Source organism: Anaerotruncus sp. 1XD42-93 (assembly GCF_009917605.1).
Lineage (GTDB): Bacteria > Bacillota > Clostridia > Oscillospirales > Ruminococcaceae > Anaerotruncus.
Genome location: NZ_QZEG01000009.1, coordinates 15446 through 31652 on the forward strand (window position 1 = coordinate 15446; position 16207 = coordinate 31652).

At 55.2% G+C, this 16207-nt stretch carries 14 protein-coding genes and 1 tRNA gene; 11 read left to right on the top strand and 4 right to left on the bottom strand.

Translation table 11 applies throughout. The features are described 5' to 3' along the window. Positions 1-419: 419 nt before the first annotated feature. From D5269_RS05325 to D5269_RS05355, 7 genes are all read left to right on the top strand, one after another. On the top strand, positions 420-917 hold the full coding sequence (locus D5269_RS05325) for an NAD(P)H-dependent oxidoreductase subunit E (RefSeq protein ID WP_016317351.1): 498 nt from the start codon (positions 420-422) through the stop codon (positions 915-917). A 3-nt stretch (positions 918-920) separates the two neighbouring features. Further along, positions 921-1493 (top strand): ATP-binding protein, encoded by a 573-nt coding sequence (locus tag D5269_RS05330; RefSeq protein ID WP_016317350.1) that lies wholly within the window; start codon positions 921-923, stop codon positions 1491-1493. Continuing rightward, complete coding sequence (locus D5269_RS05335) at positions 1490-1858, top strand: (2Fe-2S) ferredoxin domain-containing protein (protein ID WP_016317349.1); 369 nt, start codon at positions 1490-1492, stop codon at positions 1856-1858. The genes D5269_RS05330 and D5269_RS05335 overlap by 4 nt, the downstream gene beginning before the upstream one ends. 18 nt (positions 1859-1876) lie before the next feature. After that, entirely contained in the window at positions 1877-3664 is a 1788-nt protein-coding gene (gene nuoF, locus D5269_RS05340; protein WP_016317348.1) for an NADH-quinone oxidoreductase subunit NuoF, read from the top strand. A gap of 18 nt (positions 3665-3682) precedes the next feature. Then, positions 3683-5425 (top strand): NADH-dependent [FeFe] hydrogenase, group A6, encoded by a 1743-nt coding sequence (locus tag D5269_RS05345; RefSeq protein ID WP_120483992.1) that lies wholly within the window; start codon positions 3683-3685, stop codon positions 5423-5425. Positions 5426-5514: 89 nt separating this feature from the next. Continuing rightward, complete coding sequence (locus D5269_RS05350) at positions 5515-5784, top strand: late competence development ComFB family protein (protein WP_016317346.1); 270 nt, start codon at positions 5515-5517, stop codon at positions 5782-5784. A gap of 173 nt (positions 5785-5957) precedes the next feature. Next, a tRNA-Arg gene (locus D5269_RS05355) sits at positions 5958-6034 on the top strand. Positions 6035-6126: 92 nt separating this feature from the next. Here the strand turns inward: D5269_RS05355 and D5269_RS05360 are convergent. From D5269_RS05360 to D5269_RS05370, 3 genes are all read right to left on the bottom strand, one after another. Further along, positions 6127-7455 carry an MATE family efflux transporter gene (locus D5269_RS05360; RefSeq protein WP_120483993.1) on the bottom strand — a complete coding sequence of 443 codons (1329 nt, stop codon included), beginning with the start codon at positions 7453-7455 and terminating at the stop codon, positions 6127-6129. Beyond that, complete coding sequence (locus tag D5269_RS05365; RefSeq protein WP_166545144.1) at positions 7448-8299, bottom strand: GNAT family N-acetyltransferase; 852 nt, start codon at positions 8297-8299, stop codon at positions 7448-7450. The genes D5269_RS05360 and D5269_RS05365 overlap by 8 nt, the downstream gene beginning before the upstream one ends. Before the next feature lie 251 nt (positions 8300-8550). After that, a complete protein-coding gene (locus tag D5269_RS05370) occupies positions 8551-9024 on the bottom strand; it encodes a helix-turn-helix domain-containing protein (RefSeq protein WP_016316985.1) in 474 nt (157 codons plus the stop codon). A 296-nt stretch (positions 9025-9320) separates the two neighbouring features. On the opposite strand from D5269_RS05370, the gene D5269_RS05375 reads away from it, so the two are divergent. The 4 genes from D5269_RS05375 (at position 9321) to D5269_RS05390 (ending at position 15191) form a co-directional block, all read left to right on the top strand. Then, positions 9321-10508 carry a MalY/PatB family protein gene (locus D5269_RS05375; RefSeq protein ID WP_016316984.1) on the top strand — a complete coding sequence of 396 codons (1188 nt, stop codon included), beginning with the start codon at positions 9321-9323 and terminating at the stop codon, positions 10506-10508. 44 nt (positions 10509-10552) lie between these two features. Further along, positions 10553-12250 carry an FAD-dependent oxidoreductase gene (locus D5269_RS05380; RefSeq protein WP_120483994.1) on the top strand — a complete coding sequence of 566 codons (1698 nt, stop codon included), beginning with the start codon at positions 10553-10555 and terminating at the stop codon, positions 12248-12250. A 229-nt stretch (positions 12251-12479) separates the two neighbouring features. After that, positions 12480-13886: a cation:dicarboxylase symporter family transporter gene (locus tag D5269_RS05385; RefSeq protein WP_016316982.1), complete on the top strand. Its 1407-nt coding sequence runs from the start codon at positions 12480-12482 to the stop codon at positions 13884-13886. Positions 13887-14297: 411 nt separating this feature from the next. Then, the gene (locus D5269_RS05390; protein WP_016316981.1) at positions 14298-15191 is read left to right on the top strand and encodes an LCP family protein; all 894 of its coding nucleotides are present in this window, start codon (positions 14298-14300) and stop codon (positions 15189-15191) included. Positions 15192-15302: 111 nt separating this feature from the next. Here D5269_RS05390 and D5269_RS05395 read toward each other — a convergent pair whose 3' ends face one another. After that, a complete protein-coding gene (locus tag D5269_RS05395) occupies positions 15303-16163 on the bottom strand; it encodes a MerR family transcriptional regulator (RefSeq protein ID WP_016316980.1) in 861 nt (286 codons plus the stop codon). Positions 16164-16207: the final 44 nt, after the last annotated feature.

Here is a 16207-nt window from a genome sequence, read left to right on the forward strand (position 1 = left end):
TGCCGGATGTAACAGCGGCCGCAAAAAATTTCCCGGATAAGACGTCGGGCAGGTTCCATATAGGGCTTCGTTCCTGTTCAGCATAACAAAACAAAGGCCGTACCGCAATCTATTTCGCTACAGAACAGCGCCCCCGGAAATGCAGTCCCCAATGGTATGGCGAAGAGGTGTTTTCCTTTGTTGAGAATCTCCCTTAGATTGCAGGGAAAGCTGCTGGCAGATTGCATTTATTTTCCAAACGGAGGAAAATGAAGGGCCATAAACCGCTAAAATCGACAGTCTGGGTAGATTTTTTGCAATTCCCAACAGAAAAACATGGACTTTAAAAGCCGGTTCTGGTATAATTGTTATAATTTAAACGGGGAATGACGAGCGGGCTGTTCCCGCACCGCAGCTCCCTGAAGGAGGTTATCATTGGCATGGCAACTACCAAGGCGGCGATCCCCTTTTCCGGAACTCCTGCGCAGCAGGCACAGTTGGAAAAGGTGATCGAAGCGCATAAGGATCAGAAAGGCGCGCTGATGCCGGTTTTGCAGGGGGCGCAGGAAATTTACGGCTATCTGCCCGTCGAGGTGCAGAAGATGGTTTCCGACGGGCTTGGCATCCCGCTTGAGGAGATCTACGGCGTGGCTACCTTCTATTCTCAGTTCACCCTTGTCCCGAAAGGACAGTATAAGATTTCGGTCTGCCTGGGTACTGCCTGTTACGTCAAAGGCTCGGGCGACATCTTCAACAAGCTTTCCGAAAAGCTCGGCATCGCCAGCGGCGGCTGCACCCCGGATGGGCGGTTCAGCCTCGATGCCTGCCGGTGTATCGGTGCGTGCGGGCTGGCCCCGGTGCTGACCGTCAACGACGAGGTGTATGGGCGGCTGACCGTGGACGACGTGGACGACATCCTCGCAAAATACGGGGCGTAAGGGATGCAGGAGCTGTCGCTGAACATACTGGATGTTGCGCAGAATTCGGTGCGCGCGGGCGCGACGCTGACCGAGATCACAGTTGATGAACAGCCCGCAGACGATCGGCTGACCATCTCGATCCGGGACAATGGCTGCGGGATGGCCCCTGAGCAGGTCAGGCAGGTGACCGACCCGTTTTTTACCACCCGCACCACCCGCAGGGTTGGCCTTGGGGTGCCGCTGCTCAAGATGGCGGCCGAGCTGACCGGCGGCAGCTTGGAGATCACCTCCGAGCCGGGGCGCGGCACCAGCCTGCGCGCGGTGTTCGGGCTGAACCATATCGACCGGATGCCGCTCGGCGACATTGCGGCAACCATCTGTTCACTTGTCCAGTGCAACCCGGACATCGATTTTCTATACACCTTCCGCCATGGGGACGCCTCGTTCTGTGCGGATACCCGGGAGTTCCGCGCGGTGCTCGAGGGCATCCCGCTCTCCACCCCCGAGGTGGTTGCCTATATCGGCGGCTATATCCGGGAAAACACGGCGGAAATCCAAAACCAATCTAGTTCGGATGGAGGAATCGAACCATGAAAAGTCTGGCAGAGCTTCAGGCTCTCAGGGATAAAATGAAAAACAACATGGGCGTGCGCGGGGATGACACCGGGAATATCCGGGTGGTCGTCGGGATGGCGACCTGCGGGATCGCCGCGGGCGCGCGCCCGGTGCTTCAGGCATTTACCGAAGAGGCCGCCGCGCGCGGGCTCACCAATGTGACCATCTCCCAGACCGGCTGTATCGGCATCTGCCAGTATGAGCCGGTTGTCGAGGTAATGGAACCCGGCAGGGAGAAGGTCACCTATATCAGAATGGACCCCGACAAGGCGGAACGTGTGGTTGCGGAGCACCTTGTCGGCGGGAAGGTTGTCGCTGAATACACCATCGGCGCTGCCAAATAAGAAAGGAGGAGAACCGTCATGTATCGTTCCCATGTTCTGGTCTGCGGCGGTACCGGCTGTACCTCTTCCGGGTCTGCCAAGATCATCGAAGCGTTCGAGGACGAGATCCGTCAGGTCGGGCTGGAAAATGAGGTCAAAGTCGTGCGTACCGGCTGCTTCGGGCTTTGTGCGCTCGGCCCGGTCGTCATCATCTACCCCGAAGGCTCGTTCTATTCCCGCGTCAATCCCGACGACGTGAAGGAGATCGTAGACGAGCATCTGCTCAAGGGCCGTATCGTCAAGCGCCTGCTCTACACCGAGACGGTCGAAGAGGACACGGTGAAATCCCTCAACGAAACCGACTTTTACAAAAAACAGATGCGGGTCGCGCTGCGCAACTGCGGCGTCATCAACCCCGAGGACATCAATGAATATATTGCCTATGACGGGTATCAGGCGCTCGGCAAGGTGCTGACCGAGATGACCCCCGACGATGTGATCGACGTCATGAAGCGGTCCGGGCTGCGGGGGCGCGGCGGCGCAGGCTTCCCGACCGGCCTGAAATGGAGCTTTGCAAAGGCGTCGGTTGACGATCAGAAGTATGTCTGCTGTAACGCCGACGAGGGCGACCCGGGCGCGTTCATGGACCGTTCGGTCCTCGAGGGCGACCCTCACGCGGTGCTTGAGGCAATGGCGATTGCCGGTTATGCGATCGGCGCGAACCAGGGCTACATATATGTCCGCGCGGAATACCCGATCGCGGTCAAGCGCCTTGAAATCGCGATCGGGCAGGCGCGTGAGATGGGCCTGCTTGGAAAGGACATCTTCGGCTCCGGCTTCGATTTCGACATCGAGCTGCGGCTCGGCGCGGGCGCGTTTGTCTGCGGCGAGGAGACCGCGCTCATGACCTCGATCGAGGGGCACCGCGGCGAACCCCGCCCGCGCCCGCCGTTCCCGGCGGTCAAAGGGCTGTTCGGCAAACCGTCGGTCCTCAACAATGTCGAAACCTATGCCAATATCCCACAGATTATCCTGAAAGGCCCCGAGTGGTTCTCTTCGATGGGTACCGAAAAATCCAAGGGTACCAAGGTGTTCGCGCTCGGCGGCAAGATCCACAATACCGGCCTGGTCGAGGTCCCGATGGGCACCACCCTGCGGGAGATCGTCGAGGAGATCGGCGGCGGCGTCCCGAACGGCAAAAAGTTCAAAGCCGCGCAGACCGGCGGCCCCTCGGGCGGATGCATCCCCGCTTCTCTGATCGACACCGAGATCGACTATGACAACCTGATCGCGATCGGCTCGATGATGGGCTCGGGCGGGCTGATTGTCATGGACGAGGACAACTGCATGGTGGACATCGCCAAGTTTTTCCTCGAGTTTACCGTTGACGAGAGCTGCGGCAAGTGTACCCCCTGCCGGGTGGGCACCAAGCGGCTTTATGAGATGCTTGACAAGATCACCCAGGGCCGCGGTACCCTCGCGGACCTCGACAAGATGGAGGAGCTCTGCCACTACATCAAGGAAAACGCCCTCTGCGGGCTGGGACAGACCGCCCCGAACCCGGTGCTCTCGACCCTGCGGTATTTCCGCGACGAGTACGAAGCGCATGTCGTGCAGAAGACCTGCCCGGCAGGGGTCTGCAAGAAGCTGGTGAGCTACTCGATCCTCGCGGACAAATGCCGGGGCTGCACCCTCTGCGCCCGCCAGTGCCCGGTCAACGCGATCTCGGGTACGGTCAAGAATCCGCATGTTATTGACAAGGAAAAATGCATCAAGTGCGGCGCCTGCATCGAAAAATGTAAATTCGGCGCGATCATCAAGAAATAAGAAAGGAGCGTGCCAGAAATGGAACTTGTGAATATCAAACTCAACGGTATGCCCTTGTCCGTGCCGAAAAATTACACCATCCTTGAGGCTGCGCGGTCGGCCGGCATCGAGATCCCCACCCTCTGCTATCTCAAGGAGATCAACGAAATCGGCGCCTGCCGGATCTGTGTGGTCGAGGTGAAAGGGGCGAAATCCCTGGTAGCCGCCTGTGTCTACCCGGTCTCCGAGGGGATGGAGGTTGTTACCAACTCCCAGCGGGTGATCGACGCCCGCCGGACGACCCTCGAGCTGATCCTCTCCACCCACAATAAACGCTGCCTCTCCTGCGTGCGTTCCGGCTCGTGCGAGCTTCAGAAGCTCTGCTCCGATTACGGGGTCGAGAACGAGAACCGGTTCCTTGGGGAGAATCCGGTCTATCCGATCGACCATTCGGCAGTGCATATGTACCGTGACAACAGCAAATGCGTGCTCTGCCGCCGCTGTGTCGCCGCCTGTGCCAAATGGCAGGGGATCGGCGTGATCGGCCCCAACGAGCGCGGGTTCTCTACCCATATCGGCTCGGCGTTTGGTGTGGGGCTGGGGGACACCGCCTGCGTTTCCTGCGGGCAGTGCATCGTCGTCTGCCCGACCGGTGCTCTCTCCGAGCACGACCATACCCAGAAGGTTTGGGACGCGATCGCGGACCCGTCCAAATATGTCATCGTACAGCCCGCGCCTTCGATCCGCGCGACCCTCGGCGAGGCGTTCGGGATGCCGGTCGGCACCGATGTGACCGGTAAGCTGGCTGCGGCGCTGCGGCGGCTCGGGTTCGATAAGGTGTTCGACACCGACCTCGCCGCCGATATGACGATTGTGGAGGAAGCGCACGAGTTTGTCGAGCGGGTCACCAAGGGCGGCGTCCTGCCGATGGTCACCTCCTGTTCGCCCGGCTGGGTCAAATTCTGCGAGCATTATTTCCCGGACCAGCTCCCGCACCTCTCGACCTGTAAATCCCCGATGCAGATGTTCGGCGCAACCGCCAAAACCTGGTATGCGCAGAAGCTGGGCCTCGACCCGAAAGACGTCGTGGTGGTCGCTGTTATGCCCTGTACCGCCAAAAAATTCGAGGTTGGGCGGGACGATCAGGATGCAGCGGGCGTCCCGGATGTGGACATCGCCATCACCACCCGCGAGCTTGCGCGGATGATTCACCGCGCGGGTATCAAATTTGAGATGCTGCCCGATGAGGATTTCGACGATCCGATGGGTGAATCCACCGGTGCGGGCGTCATCTTCGGCGCAACCGGCGGCGTAATGGAAGCGGCCCTGCGCACCGCTGCGGAATGGGTAGGCGGAAAACCGCTCGAGGCGGTCGAATTCAAAGAGGTCCGCGGCACACAGGGGATCAAAGAGGCATCCTATCAGGTGGGTGAACTGACTGTCAAGGTTGCGGTCGTGTCGGGGCTTGCCAATGCGCGCGAGGTCATGAATCAGGTGCGTGCGGGTACTGCCGACTACCAGTTCATTGAAATCATGGCCTGCCCGGGCGGGTGCGTCAACGGCGGCGGACAACCGGTCCAGCCTGCCAGCGTGCGCAACTTCGAGGATCTCAAGGGCAAACGTGCGGCGGTCCTTTACAACGCCGATGCCGGCAAGCCGCTGCGCAAGAGCCATGAAAACCCCTCGCTGCTGAAAATCTATGAGGAGTTCTTCGGGGGGTTCGGCTCGCACAAGGCGCATGAGGTCCTGCACACCTCCTATGTGGAAAGGGATCATTTTTAATATCATCGTTGAGGGTCCGCGGCCATGACCCTCTGTTGCAGAGTCGTGACCGCAAGGCTCTACAGTATAGAGAAAGGTGGTCAGTCATCATGAAGAACAGGCTTTACAAAAATGTGATGGAAGATCTGGTGGAATTCCGGTTCGATGAGATTCAATCCACGCTTGACTGCTGTACTTGTGAGCACTGCCGCAATGACATCATCGCTTATGCGCTCAACCTGCTTCCACAGAAGTATGTGGTGAGCGATAAGGGGGCGGTTTATTCCAAGATCACGATGGTGGGTGCGCAGCACAGTTCGGACATTATGGCGGCTCTCACCAAAGGCGCGGAGATCGTGAAAAAATCTCCCAGACATTGACCTCCTGGCCACAGAAGGGAAAAGGCGGCATAGCCAAAGCTATGCCGCCTTAGTCTTTCTAAAACGCTGAGGAACCCATATGGACAGGGGGCCTGCCGGGCTCGTTGTCAGAATGCGGTTGACAAATCCTTTTTGTACCTTTATAATGGTAACAATCTCTTATTTTTGCAAATGTCGCTATAGCTCAGTTGGATAGAGCGACCGCCTCCTAAGCGGTAGGCCGGAGGTTCGAATCCTCTTAGCGACGCCAGAAAACCGTCGAAAGCCCTGTGGAATGAAGGCTTTCGGCGGTTCTTGTTTTCCTGGAAATATCCGCGTGTCTGCACTGTCTGGATGAATGGTTCAGTAGGCATACCGTTTCCGATAATGGGCAAGGAAAATCGCAGAGACAGCCGCCATGATCCCCTCTGCAACGGGGACAGCCAGCCATACCCCCGTTATTCCCCAAATGCGGGGCAGCAGCAGGATGCCGCTTGTCAGCAGGCCAAACGTCCGCAGGAATGAAAGGACAGCAGATAGTTTTCCGTTTGACAGGGCTGTGAACATCGCAGATGTAAAGCTGTTCAAACCGCAGAACAGGAAGCTGTATGAAAAAATAGCAAATCCGTCTGCGGCAATGCGGTAGACTTCCGATGTTTCCTCCGCAAACAGGCGCACGATACGGGAGCCGCCAAATATAGACCCTAAAAATAGTACCACTGATGCCGCCGCGATAAACCGCATACTGATGGAGAACACCTTTTTCTGCTGCACGTCATTTTTATTTCCATAGTGAAACCCGATGATGGGCGCCACCCCGATCGAAAAGCCGATATACAGCGTGTTCAGCAGAAATTGGGAGTAGATGATAATGGTGATCGCAGCAACACCATCTTCCCCCAACAGGTGCATCATTGTGCGGTTGAACAGAAACGTTGTGACGGCTGCTGCAAGCTGGCTTACCATTTCGGAGGAGCCGTTAAAACAGCTCTCCCATATTACGGCCCCTTTCCATTTTGTCTTTGTAAAAGACAGGGTCCCTTTGCTCCGGGCAAAATAGACCAGCCCGACAGCTGTGGGGATCAGATAGCCGAAGCCCGTCCCCAAAGCGGCGCCCCGGATGCCCAGGCCGCAGGGGACAATGAAAATGTAATCCAAAATGAGGTTCGCTGTGCCTGCCAGAACGGACAGACCGAAGCCGAGGCCCGGTTTTCCGGCTGTTGCAAACAGGTTTGAGAAGAGCGTTTGCAGTACATTTGCCGGAATGAATAGAAGCAGTGTCATAAGGTAGCCTTTGCAATAGGGAAAGAGCAGGCCGCTGGCTCCGAGCGCGTAAATGATTTTGTCGATCCAGATGATCCCACCCAGAAGAATCAGAAATCCGGCCACAGCCCCTGTGATCACCAACAGGGTAAAATCCTCCTTTGCTTCCCGCTGTCTGCCAGCTCCCATTTTTCGGGAAATGATGGCATTTCCGCCTGTTGCAATCATCGTTCCCAGACCAACTGTGCTATTGATGATAGGGCACACAATGTTGATGGCGGAAAGCGCATCGGTATTCACAAACTGCGCTACAAAAATTGTGTCCACGATGGTATACAGTCCCATGAAAATCATCATGGTGATGGTGGGAAACGCAAAGCGCAGGAGTGAACCTGCGCTCCATTCCTGGTCTAAAATATTATCATCCATTGCTGTTTTCCTCCTGTTTTGGCGGCAGAATCAACCGCTGGGTGGGGTAGCCAAACTCAGTGAGAAGCTCCGATTCGGCAAATCCAAGCCGCTTGTATTCCTCGCGCTGTCCGGTGTCGGCCTTATCCCCCTCTCGAAAGGTTGTGATGCTGATTTCACGGCCTGCAAACGGATGGCAGACCATAAAGTAGAGGAGCGATTTTGCCACTCCGTAATGCCGGTATTGCGGATGCACAGCCAGAAAATCGATACTCCCGGCCTGGCAGGAAAATGCGGCGGCCCCAATGATGGTAGGGCCGTCCCGCATCACAAGGGCCTGGGACCGCTGAATATACCGTTTGGCCTGCTCCAGATGGGAGGCTGCATCAAGATGGGGAAAACCGCCAATCACAAGCGGGACAAAGTTCATCCAGGCGGGAATGTCCGCCGGTGCAGCATAAGAGATTTTTTGCGGCATCCCACCGGGTACAGATGGATTTTTGTTTAATAGAAATTCCAGCTGAAGAGGGTAAAAGGCCCCGTTTTGCCTATACTCCAACGGCGTCTGTTTATACATGGCTTTGAAGATGGAAGTAAACGCCTGTTGGCTTTCGTAGCCAGCAGCCAGTGCAATTTCGATGATTTGCTTTTTCGAAAATACCAGCAGTTTTGCCGCCTCGGTTAGTTGTCTGCGCTGGATGTAGTCGTGAGGTGTTATCCCAACTGTGCCTGTAAACATCCGGTGCAGATGGTACTTGGAATAGCAAACCGCATTTGCAACCGTATCTAAATCCAGTTTTTCATAGAGATGCGCTTCAATATAGGAAATGGCCGCTGCGATGTTCTCAACCTGATGGTTGCCCATGGGTTCCCTCCTTTCCCACTGATTGTACCAAAACAGTCAAATCCGTTTTTCATCATTCTTGCGGTTTTTCCGCACATAACAGTTCGCCTCGGGCAGTTCATGCTTTCCGGGCTCAAGGCAGTTTAAACGCCCCTGAAAAGCGTTGTGTAAGCCTTAACCCACATAAAAAAGCGCACCCCTCCAAACGTTGGGTACGCTTTTTCCCACTGGCTACATTCCCATGCCCTGTGCCGGCACAGGATACCGCGCCATCACTCAGCTTTCAGAAGTTTGATGTATTGCTCGATGATCCGGTAAAAAGCCTCCAGATCCGCCTCGCTGCACTGTTCCACCAGAAGTGCGGTTGTCTGGGTGATGTCTGCAACATCGTAGGCCTTATGGATGCTGGAAAGCCGCTTTCCCTTTTCGGTCACATACAGGCAGGCGGTTTTCTTGTCATACTCTGTATAGCGCTTTTCCACATATCCAGCTTCCATCAGCTTTTTCACCGTCTGGGAGATAGCGCTTTTGCTTTTATGCCAGATTTTGGATAGCTGGGTCACCGTGATACCCGGGCTGTCGTCAATATAGGTAAGGGTGTGTATCTCCATCATATTGCAGTTTTCAGCCTCGTAGGTATGCTGGGCATAGATGTAATTGTGATACAGAATGACAAATTCATACAGCATATTCGCTTTGCGGGTCTCTTTTTGGTAAACTTGGTCTATATCTGAAAACTGGCCCATATAGGCATTTCCTCCCTGAGCTTTTGTATGGTTCCATCATATCATATCTGATTTTCCATTGCAAGATGAGCGGGGAAGCCCGTTTCATATTTGGGAATAGTTAAATCGCAAAACAATTTCACCAAAAAGAAATATTTATTCTTGTGAAAATCACCTAATTATTAAGAAAATGAGAATACATTATTACGGAAATTACAAATTTCATTGACAAGAAACGTAACGCGTGCTACAATATTGTTTACGAGATAAACTATACCAGAGGTTCTGGTAAATACAAATGAAAGGGGTTACTCAAAATGGATTTCGAGAAGTTCTGTAAGGAAAACTGCGTGGAACGGAGAGGAACCGGTACCCTGAAATGGGATTCGCTTCAGGATATCTTCGGGGATGCTGACCTGCTTGCATTGTGGGTTGCAGATATGGAGATTCAGTCCCCTCCGTCGGTGCGCGAGGCCCTTGCAAAACGCGTAGAGCATGGCGTTTTTGGCTACGGCAGGGTAGAGGACCATTATTATGAGGCGTTTTTTGCATGGCAGAAAAAGCGCCATGGGATTGAGCTGGCCAAAAATAACGTTCGGTTCGCCACCGGCGTGGTAGGCTCCCTGTACACAGCGGTAAGGGCCTACACCCAGGAAAAAGCCTCGGTTGTCATCTGCCCGCCCGTATACTATCCGTTCTATGACGCGATCCTGAATACTGGCAGAAACCTCGTCACATGTGAACTGGACAACCAGGACGGTCACTATGTCCTGGATCTGGAAAAATTCGAAAAAGCGGTCACCGAGAACCAGGTGGAAATGTTCATCCTCTGCTCGCCCCATAACCCGGTATGCCGCGTATGGACCGAGGAAGAGCTGGACGGCGTGCTGGATATCTGCAAGCGGCACAATGTGCTGGTATTGGCCGATGAGATCCATCAGGATTTCGCTTATGATACCAACCCGTTCGTCTCCACCGCGCTGGTGAAGGGCGGCAAGTATAAGGACATCCTGATCATCCTCAATGCTGCATCCAAGACCTTTAACCTGGCTGGCCTGATCCATTCTCATGTCATCATTTACGATGAGAAGCTGATGGAGAAGTACGACGCTTACATAAAGAGCATAGGCTCGGCAGAGGCAAATCTTATGGGTCTCACCGCAGTGGAAGCCGCATACCGTGGCGGCGAGGAGTGGTTTGACAATGTGAAAGCCCTGATCCGCCATAACTACGACTATATGAAACAGGAGTTTGCGAAAGAGCTCCCGAAGATCGTGGTGACCCCTCTTGAGGGAACCTACCTTTCGTGGATCGACCTGCGCGGCTACATCCCCGGCAAAGAGGTCGAGGAGTTCATCCAGAAAAAATGCCGCCTTGCCTGCGATGTAGGAGAGTGGTTCAGCTTCACCGGTCACGGATTCATCCGGATCAATCTGGCTACGGATACCAAGAATATCCGCACAGCAGTGGAGCGCATTATCACCAACATCAAAGAGCGGCAGTAAACAGGCCCCTGTGATACAGCTGTAGTTGTAAAGGAAGTGAATATATGGGAAAACGAGTGCTTGTGGTAGGAGGCGTTGCCGGCGGAGCTTCCGCAGCGGCCCGGATCAGACGTTTGGACGCGGATGCCTCCATCAGCATTTTCGAGCGAGGGGAGCATGTATCTTTTTCCAACTGCTCTCTTCCATATTATCTGAGCCGGACCGTTGAAAACAGCGATTCCCTCGTGATGATGACCCCGGAGAGCTTTAAAGCCTCCTATGATATTGATGTACGGGTCAACCATGAGGTGTGCGGCATTGACCGAGCCCGCAAAACGATTCAGGTAAAGGACAGTGCCGCTGGTCAGGAATACGAGGAGGCTTATGATGAACTGGTGCTCTCACCCGGCTCCAGCCCTATCCGCCCCAAAGCGATTGAGGGGGTTTCCCTTCCGCATGTATTCACGGTGCGCAATGTAAACGATATTGTAAAGCTGGACCAGTATGTCAACCGGGAGAACATCCAGGATGTAGTAGTGGTTGGCGGAGGCTTCATCGGGCTTGAGGTCGCGGAAAACCTGAAGGAGGCCGGAAAACGGGTCTCTGTGGTGGAAGCTGCCAACCAGGTCATGGCGCCCTTTGACTATGACATGAGCCAGATCCTCCAGAAAGAGCTTTGCGACCAGGGCGTGGAACTGTTTGTCGGGGACGGCGTAAAGTCGATTACAGAGGATAAGGTGCTCCTCAGCTCCGGCAGAGAGCTGTCCGCGCAGGCGGTGGTACTCGCCATCGGTGTTGTACCCGAGACCGCCCTTGCAAAAGCGGCGGGACTGGAACTGGGGGAAACAGGCGCCATCAAGGTCACGCCGGATTTCCGCACCAGCGATCCGCATATCTACGCAGTAGGGGATGCCATCGAGGTGTACCAGCGCCTGACCCACAAGTCAGCGAAACTGCCGCTTGCGGGGCCTGCCCTGCGTCAGGCGAGGACAGCGGCCGACGCCATCTATGGGATGCGCGGGACTAACAAAGGTGTGATCGGCTCCTGTGCGGTGAGAGTGTTCAATCTCAACGCAGCCGCTACAGGGCTGAATGAGAAAACCGCAAAGGCCAACCAGATTCCCTGCGACTCGGTCTATACTATGGCCATGGATAAGGTAGGGCTTATGCCCGGCAGCTCCCCTGTTCATTTCAAGCTCGTGTTCGAACTGCCTACCGGAAGGATTCTCGGTGCACAGGCGGTCGGAAAAGGGAATGTGGATAAGCGGATCGATGTCATCGCAACGCTGATTGCCATGAACGGTACACTGGAAGACCTGAAAGAGCTGGAGCTCTGCTATTCGCCTGTATTCGGTACAGCGAGGGATGTGGTCAACCTGGCTGCACTGGTAGGGCTGAACGTCCTCCATGGCGTTTTCCGGCAGGTCCATGTGAGCGAGGTCCGCGATCTGGTGGAAAACCATGCCTGCATCATTGATGTGCGGACACCCGGGGAATTTGAGGCGGGCCATCTGATTGGCGCGGTCAATATCCCTCTGGGCGAGCTGCGGCAGCGGGTTTCGGAAATCCCCAAAGACCGCCCTGTGTATCTGCACTGCCGGACCAGCCAGAGAAGCTATAATGCGATCATGGCGCTGAAAGGCCGCGGATTTGAGAACCTTTTCAATATCTCGGGATCGTTTTTGGGCATCAGCTATTATGAATACTTCACCGATAAGATGACCGGGCGCGACAAGATATTGACAGCATACAATTTCCTGTAATCCCGTCAAAACCACGAAAAACAAGCACTTGTTTTCCGCGGTGGGCGCTTTTGCCCGCCAGCACGCAAAGTGTGCTGGATGCCCCTGTCAATCGAAAGCAAGGCTGCTTAAAGCATCCTCCTGCGGCGGGACCGCCGCAGGCCCGAAAAGGATCCGGAAGATTCTTTTCAGGTGCTTGGATTAGAAGCCACATATCGAAATCGAAAAGAAAGAAGAAGGAGTTTGAGGTATGGAAGGCGTATTTTTTCAAAGTTTCCTAAAGATCAGCGATATAAAGACGATTGTCTTTCTGGCGATTCTGGTTGCCCTGTTCTTCCTGATCCACATTTTGTACCATAAGAAGCACATGGATTTCGCGGTTGTCGTCATGATCGGCACCGGTCTCGGACTTGTACTGGGCCTGGCGATTCAGTTCGTGGCCGGCTTCCCGGATGCCCCGATGGAGGTTGCATTCGTCTCCGAGACCACCACATGGTATGCAATGGTGGGCAACGGTTATATCAATCTCATTAAGATGATCGTTGTACCGCTGGTCATGGTCTCCATCATGCAGGTTATCATCAACATGGAGCAGGGCAAGACCATGGGCCTGCTGGTGAAAAAGACCATCATCGTCACCATGGGGATGGTCGCGATCTCTGCGGTTACCGGAATCGTGATCGGTCTGCTTTTCGGTGTTGGCAAAGGCGGCACCGTGGTTGCGGAAGGCGCTGCGACTGCAAAAGAGATCACCCCGGTGGCAACCACCATCAGAAACCTGGTCCCTGGCAACATTGTAGAGGCAATGGTAAACAGCAACATCATCGGTCTGGTTATCTTCTCTGCGTTCTTCGGCCTGGCAGTTTGGTGGATCAACTACGAGAGCGAAGAGGCTGCAAAGCCGCTGTATGACGCAATCAACGCATCCCATAAAGCCATGATCAATATGGCTCTGCTGATCCTCGATTATATGCCTTGGGCGGTAATGGCTCTGCTGGCGAACACCATCGCACAGAGAGGCCTGTCCTCCATCCTTGAGGTGGGTAAGTTCATCGTCGCGCTTTATCTGGCGGCCGTCATCCAGTTCATTATCCAGCTTGTCCTCCTGATGGTCCACGGCCTGAACCCGGTGACCTATATGAAGAAGTCCTATGCGACGATGCTGATGGCGTTTACTTCGCGCTCGAGCGTTGGCTGTCTCCCCATGACCATCGAGACGCTGACCAAAAAGCTGGGCGTCAACCAGGGTACTGCGAGCTTCGTAGCCGGTTTCGGCACCACTGCTGGTATGCAGGGCTGCGCGGGTATCTTCCCCTCCCTGCTGATCATCTATGTTTGCAACGTGACCGGAACTCCGATTGACATCACCATGATCGTAATGACCATCTTCGTTGTTACCATTGGTTCGCTTGGTATCGCGGGTATCCCCGGAACCGCAACCATGGCAGCATCCGTTGGTCTGTCCGGTGTCGGCATGGGCGCGCAGTTCGCGATGGTAAGCCCCATCCTGGCGATCGACCCCATCATCGACATGCCCAGAACCATGCTCAACGTAACCGGCTCCCTCACCAATGCCCTTGTTGTAGATAAACACATGGGAACGCTGGACGAGTCTGCTTACAATGACATGAGCTTGGCTCTGCAGGGAAAGAAATAACAACAGAAAGTGATGCTTTCACACGCTGAGGCGCCTTAGGGCGCCTCAGTTTTTGGTTTTTGGGGAAAGGAAGCCGCGTGCCCGCTGGGGAGAGGGCGGTTTTTCATGCGGGGAGGGCGGAGATGGCGCCGGTTTCTAACGCTTTCGGGAGCATACGCGTATTTTTTCCGTTTCCTGTATAAACCATCCATTGTCCGGTCAAAGATAGAACCAGCAATATGGAATAGAGGCCACCTGAAGGGGATCAGGACAATTCTTTTCAGACCTGCGGCGAAACCGCCGCAGGCGGCGTTTGAAAAGCGTATCGGGGCATCCAGCGTGCTTTGCTTACCGGTGGCTTTTATCCACGGCTTCAATGCAGGTGGTTGCTTTGAAGTGTTTTGACTGTATGATATGGCCGGAGGGGATCAGATGGAATACAATCCAAGAGAGCGCTGGCGCAGTTTTCTGCTGGCATTCGCGCTGACGCTGCTGCTGCTCGCGCTGATTATGGTGGGGACGGTGATGGCGGTCCAACCGTCGATGCCAAACACGCTCCAGAAGGATTCCGCGGATGGCCAGCAGCTCTCCTACCGCCCCAATGATTCGGATTCGCTCACTGCCGTGGTGATCGGGATGCGGGGCAGTGAACCGGTTGATTTTGTGCTGGTACGGTTTAATCCGCAGTATGGGCAGGTACCGCTTACCATGCTCCCGCCGCAGACACTGGTTCCTCTGGACGGAAAAAACCTGACCCTTGTGCAGGCATTTGAAACCGGAGGCAGCAGAGCGGTCAAGGCCGCGCTCTCTGAGCGGCTGGGAGTGATGGTCGACCGGTATGCGCGGGTCGACGGGGATGCGTTCCAGCGGATTGTTGAAAAGACCGGGTCGGTCGAATTTGAGCTGCCCGAGGATATCTCCTACCGGCGGGACGGTTACTCGATCAACCTTGCGGCAGGCAGCCGGCGTCTGGATGCCCGGGATATGTTCGATCTGTTTGCTTACCCTGCCTTCCGGCGGGATCAGGAGGCCCGATGCGGCCTGCTCGGCAGGATGCTTGCCGCATGGATCAACCAGAATCTTGATGCGGCGGGGGAAGAGCGGTCGTCCAGCCTGTTCAAGCTGACGGTCAACCTTGTGGATACCGACATTTCCTATGCCGATTACGAGCCGCGCCGCCGCGCTGCCAACTTCCTTTCCCAGCTGGACGCGCAGGTTGCGGGGAGCCTGCCGGTTTCCGGGACCTGGCTGGGGGACGGAGCATCATTCGAGCTTTCGGAATCCTACGTCAATCTGGTGCGCCAGTATTTTCAGGCGATTGGTTAACATTAACATTTCCTCAAAATTGGAAGCCGGTCCTCACGGGCTGGCTTCGTCGTTTTGATGGGGACGTTTCCTGCGGGGCCTCCGCCCCGGATGCCTCACAGGGAGCAGCCGTTACAACGTTTGTCTGCGCTCCAGGGGCATATTTGCAGCCTGCGGCTGGCCGACCGGTATCTCGATCTGCACAATATAGTCCTCGATCCGGTCGGTCACGGTTTCGTTGATCCCCATTTCGTAGGAATAACCGGTTAACGACAGCCCCCGCTTCTCCGCATATGCCAGAATTTCCAGATATCGGGCGGGCAGATGTGACCAGTCCCCCTTGAAAAACGCTCTCAAATACGGTCCGGCGGGCTGGATGTGCAGGCCGGCTTTTTGGATGGGGAACGGAATCTCGATAAACAGCTTGGAGTAATCCTCGAAATTGCCGTTGTGCAGGCTGGCGACCGGGATCATCGTCCCGTAGGAAGCGTCGTGCAGGCGGCGGAGCTGATATTTTCTGGTTTCAGCCGTAATCAGTTCCACCTCTTTTTCGAAGGTGATCTCCGGATTGATGTCGACGGTGGCCAGGCAGCGTTCCTCTTTTTCGACAACGCAGATTTCCGACAGGTCGATGTGCAGCAGTGTCCGCATATTTTCCCGGTGGTTGGACAGGGTTTTCCGGACCGCTTTCAGATGGGTGATGCGGCGGTCCAGCTCCGCGAGCCGTTCTCCCAAAAGGCGCTCCAGATTGGCAGCAGAACGCTCCTTCATGAACGACTGGATCTCGCTGATGGGAAGGTCCAGTTCGCGCAGCAGCAGGATGGTTTCCAACAGAGAGCTTTGATGGTAGTTATAATAGCGGTACCCATTTTCCGGGTTGACCGCCGCAGGCCGGAACAGGCCGATCTCATCATACCACATCAGGGTTTTTTTGTTGATCCCATGCAGGGCCGCAAACTGGCCGATGGTAAGCAGTCTGCTTTTTTCATTCATTTTTCAATTCCCCCCTTGACCGTACAGTTGCTGTATCGTTTATG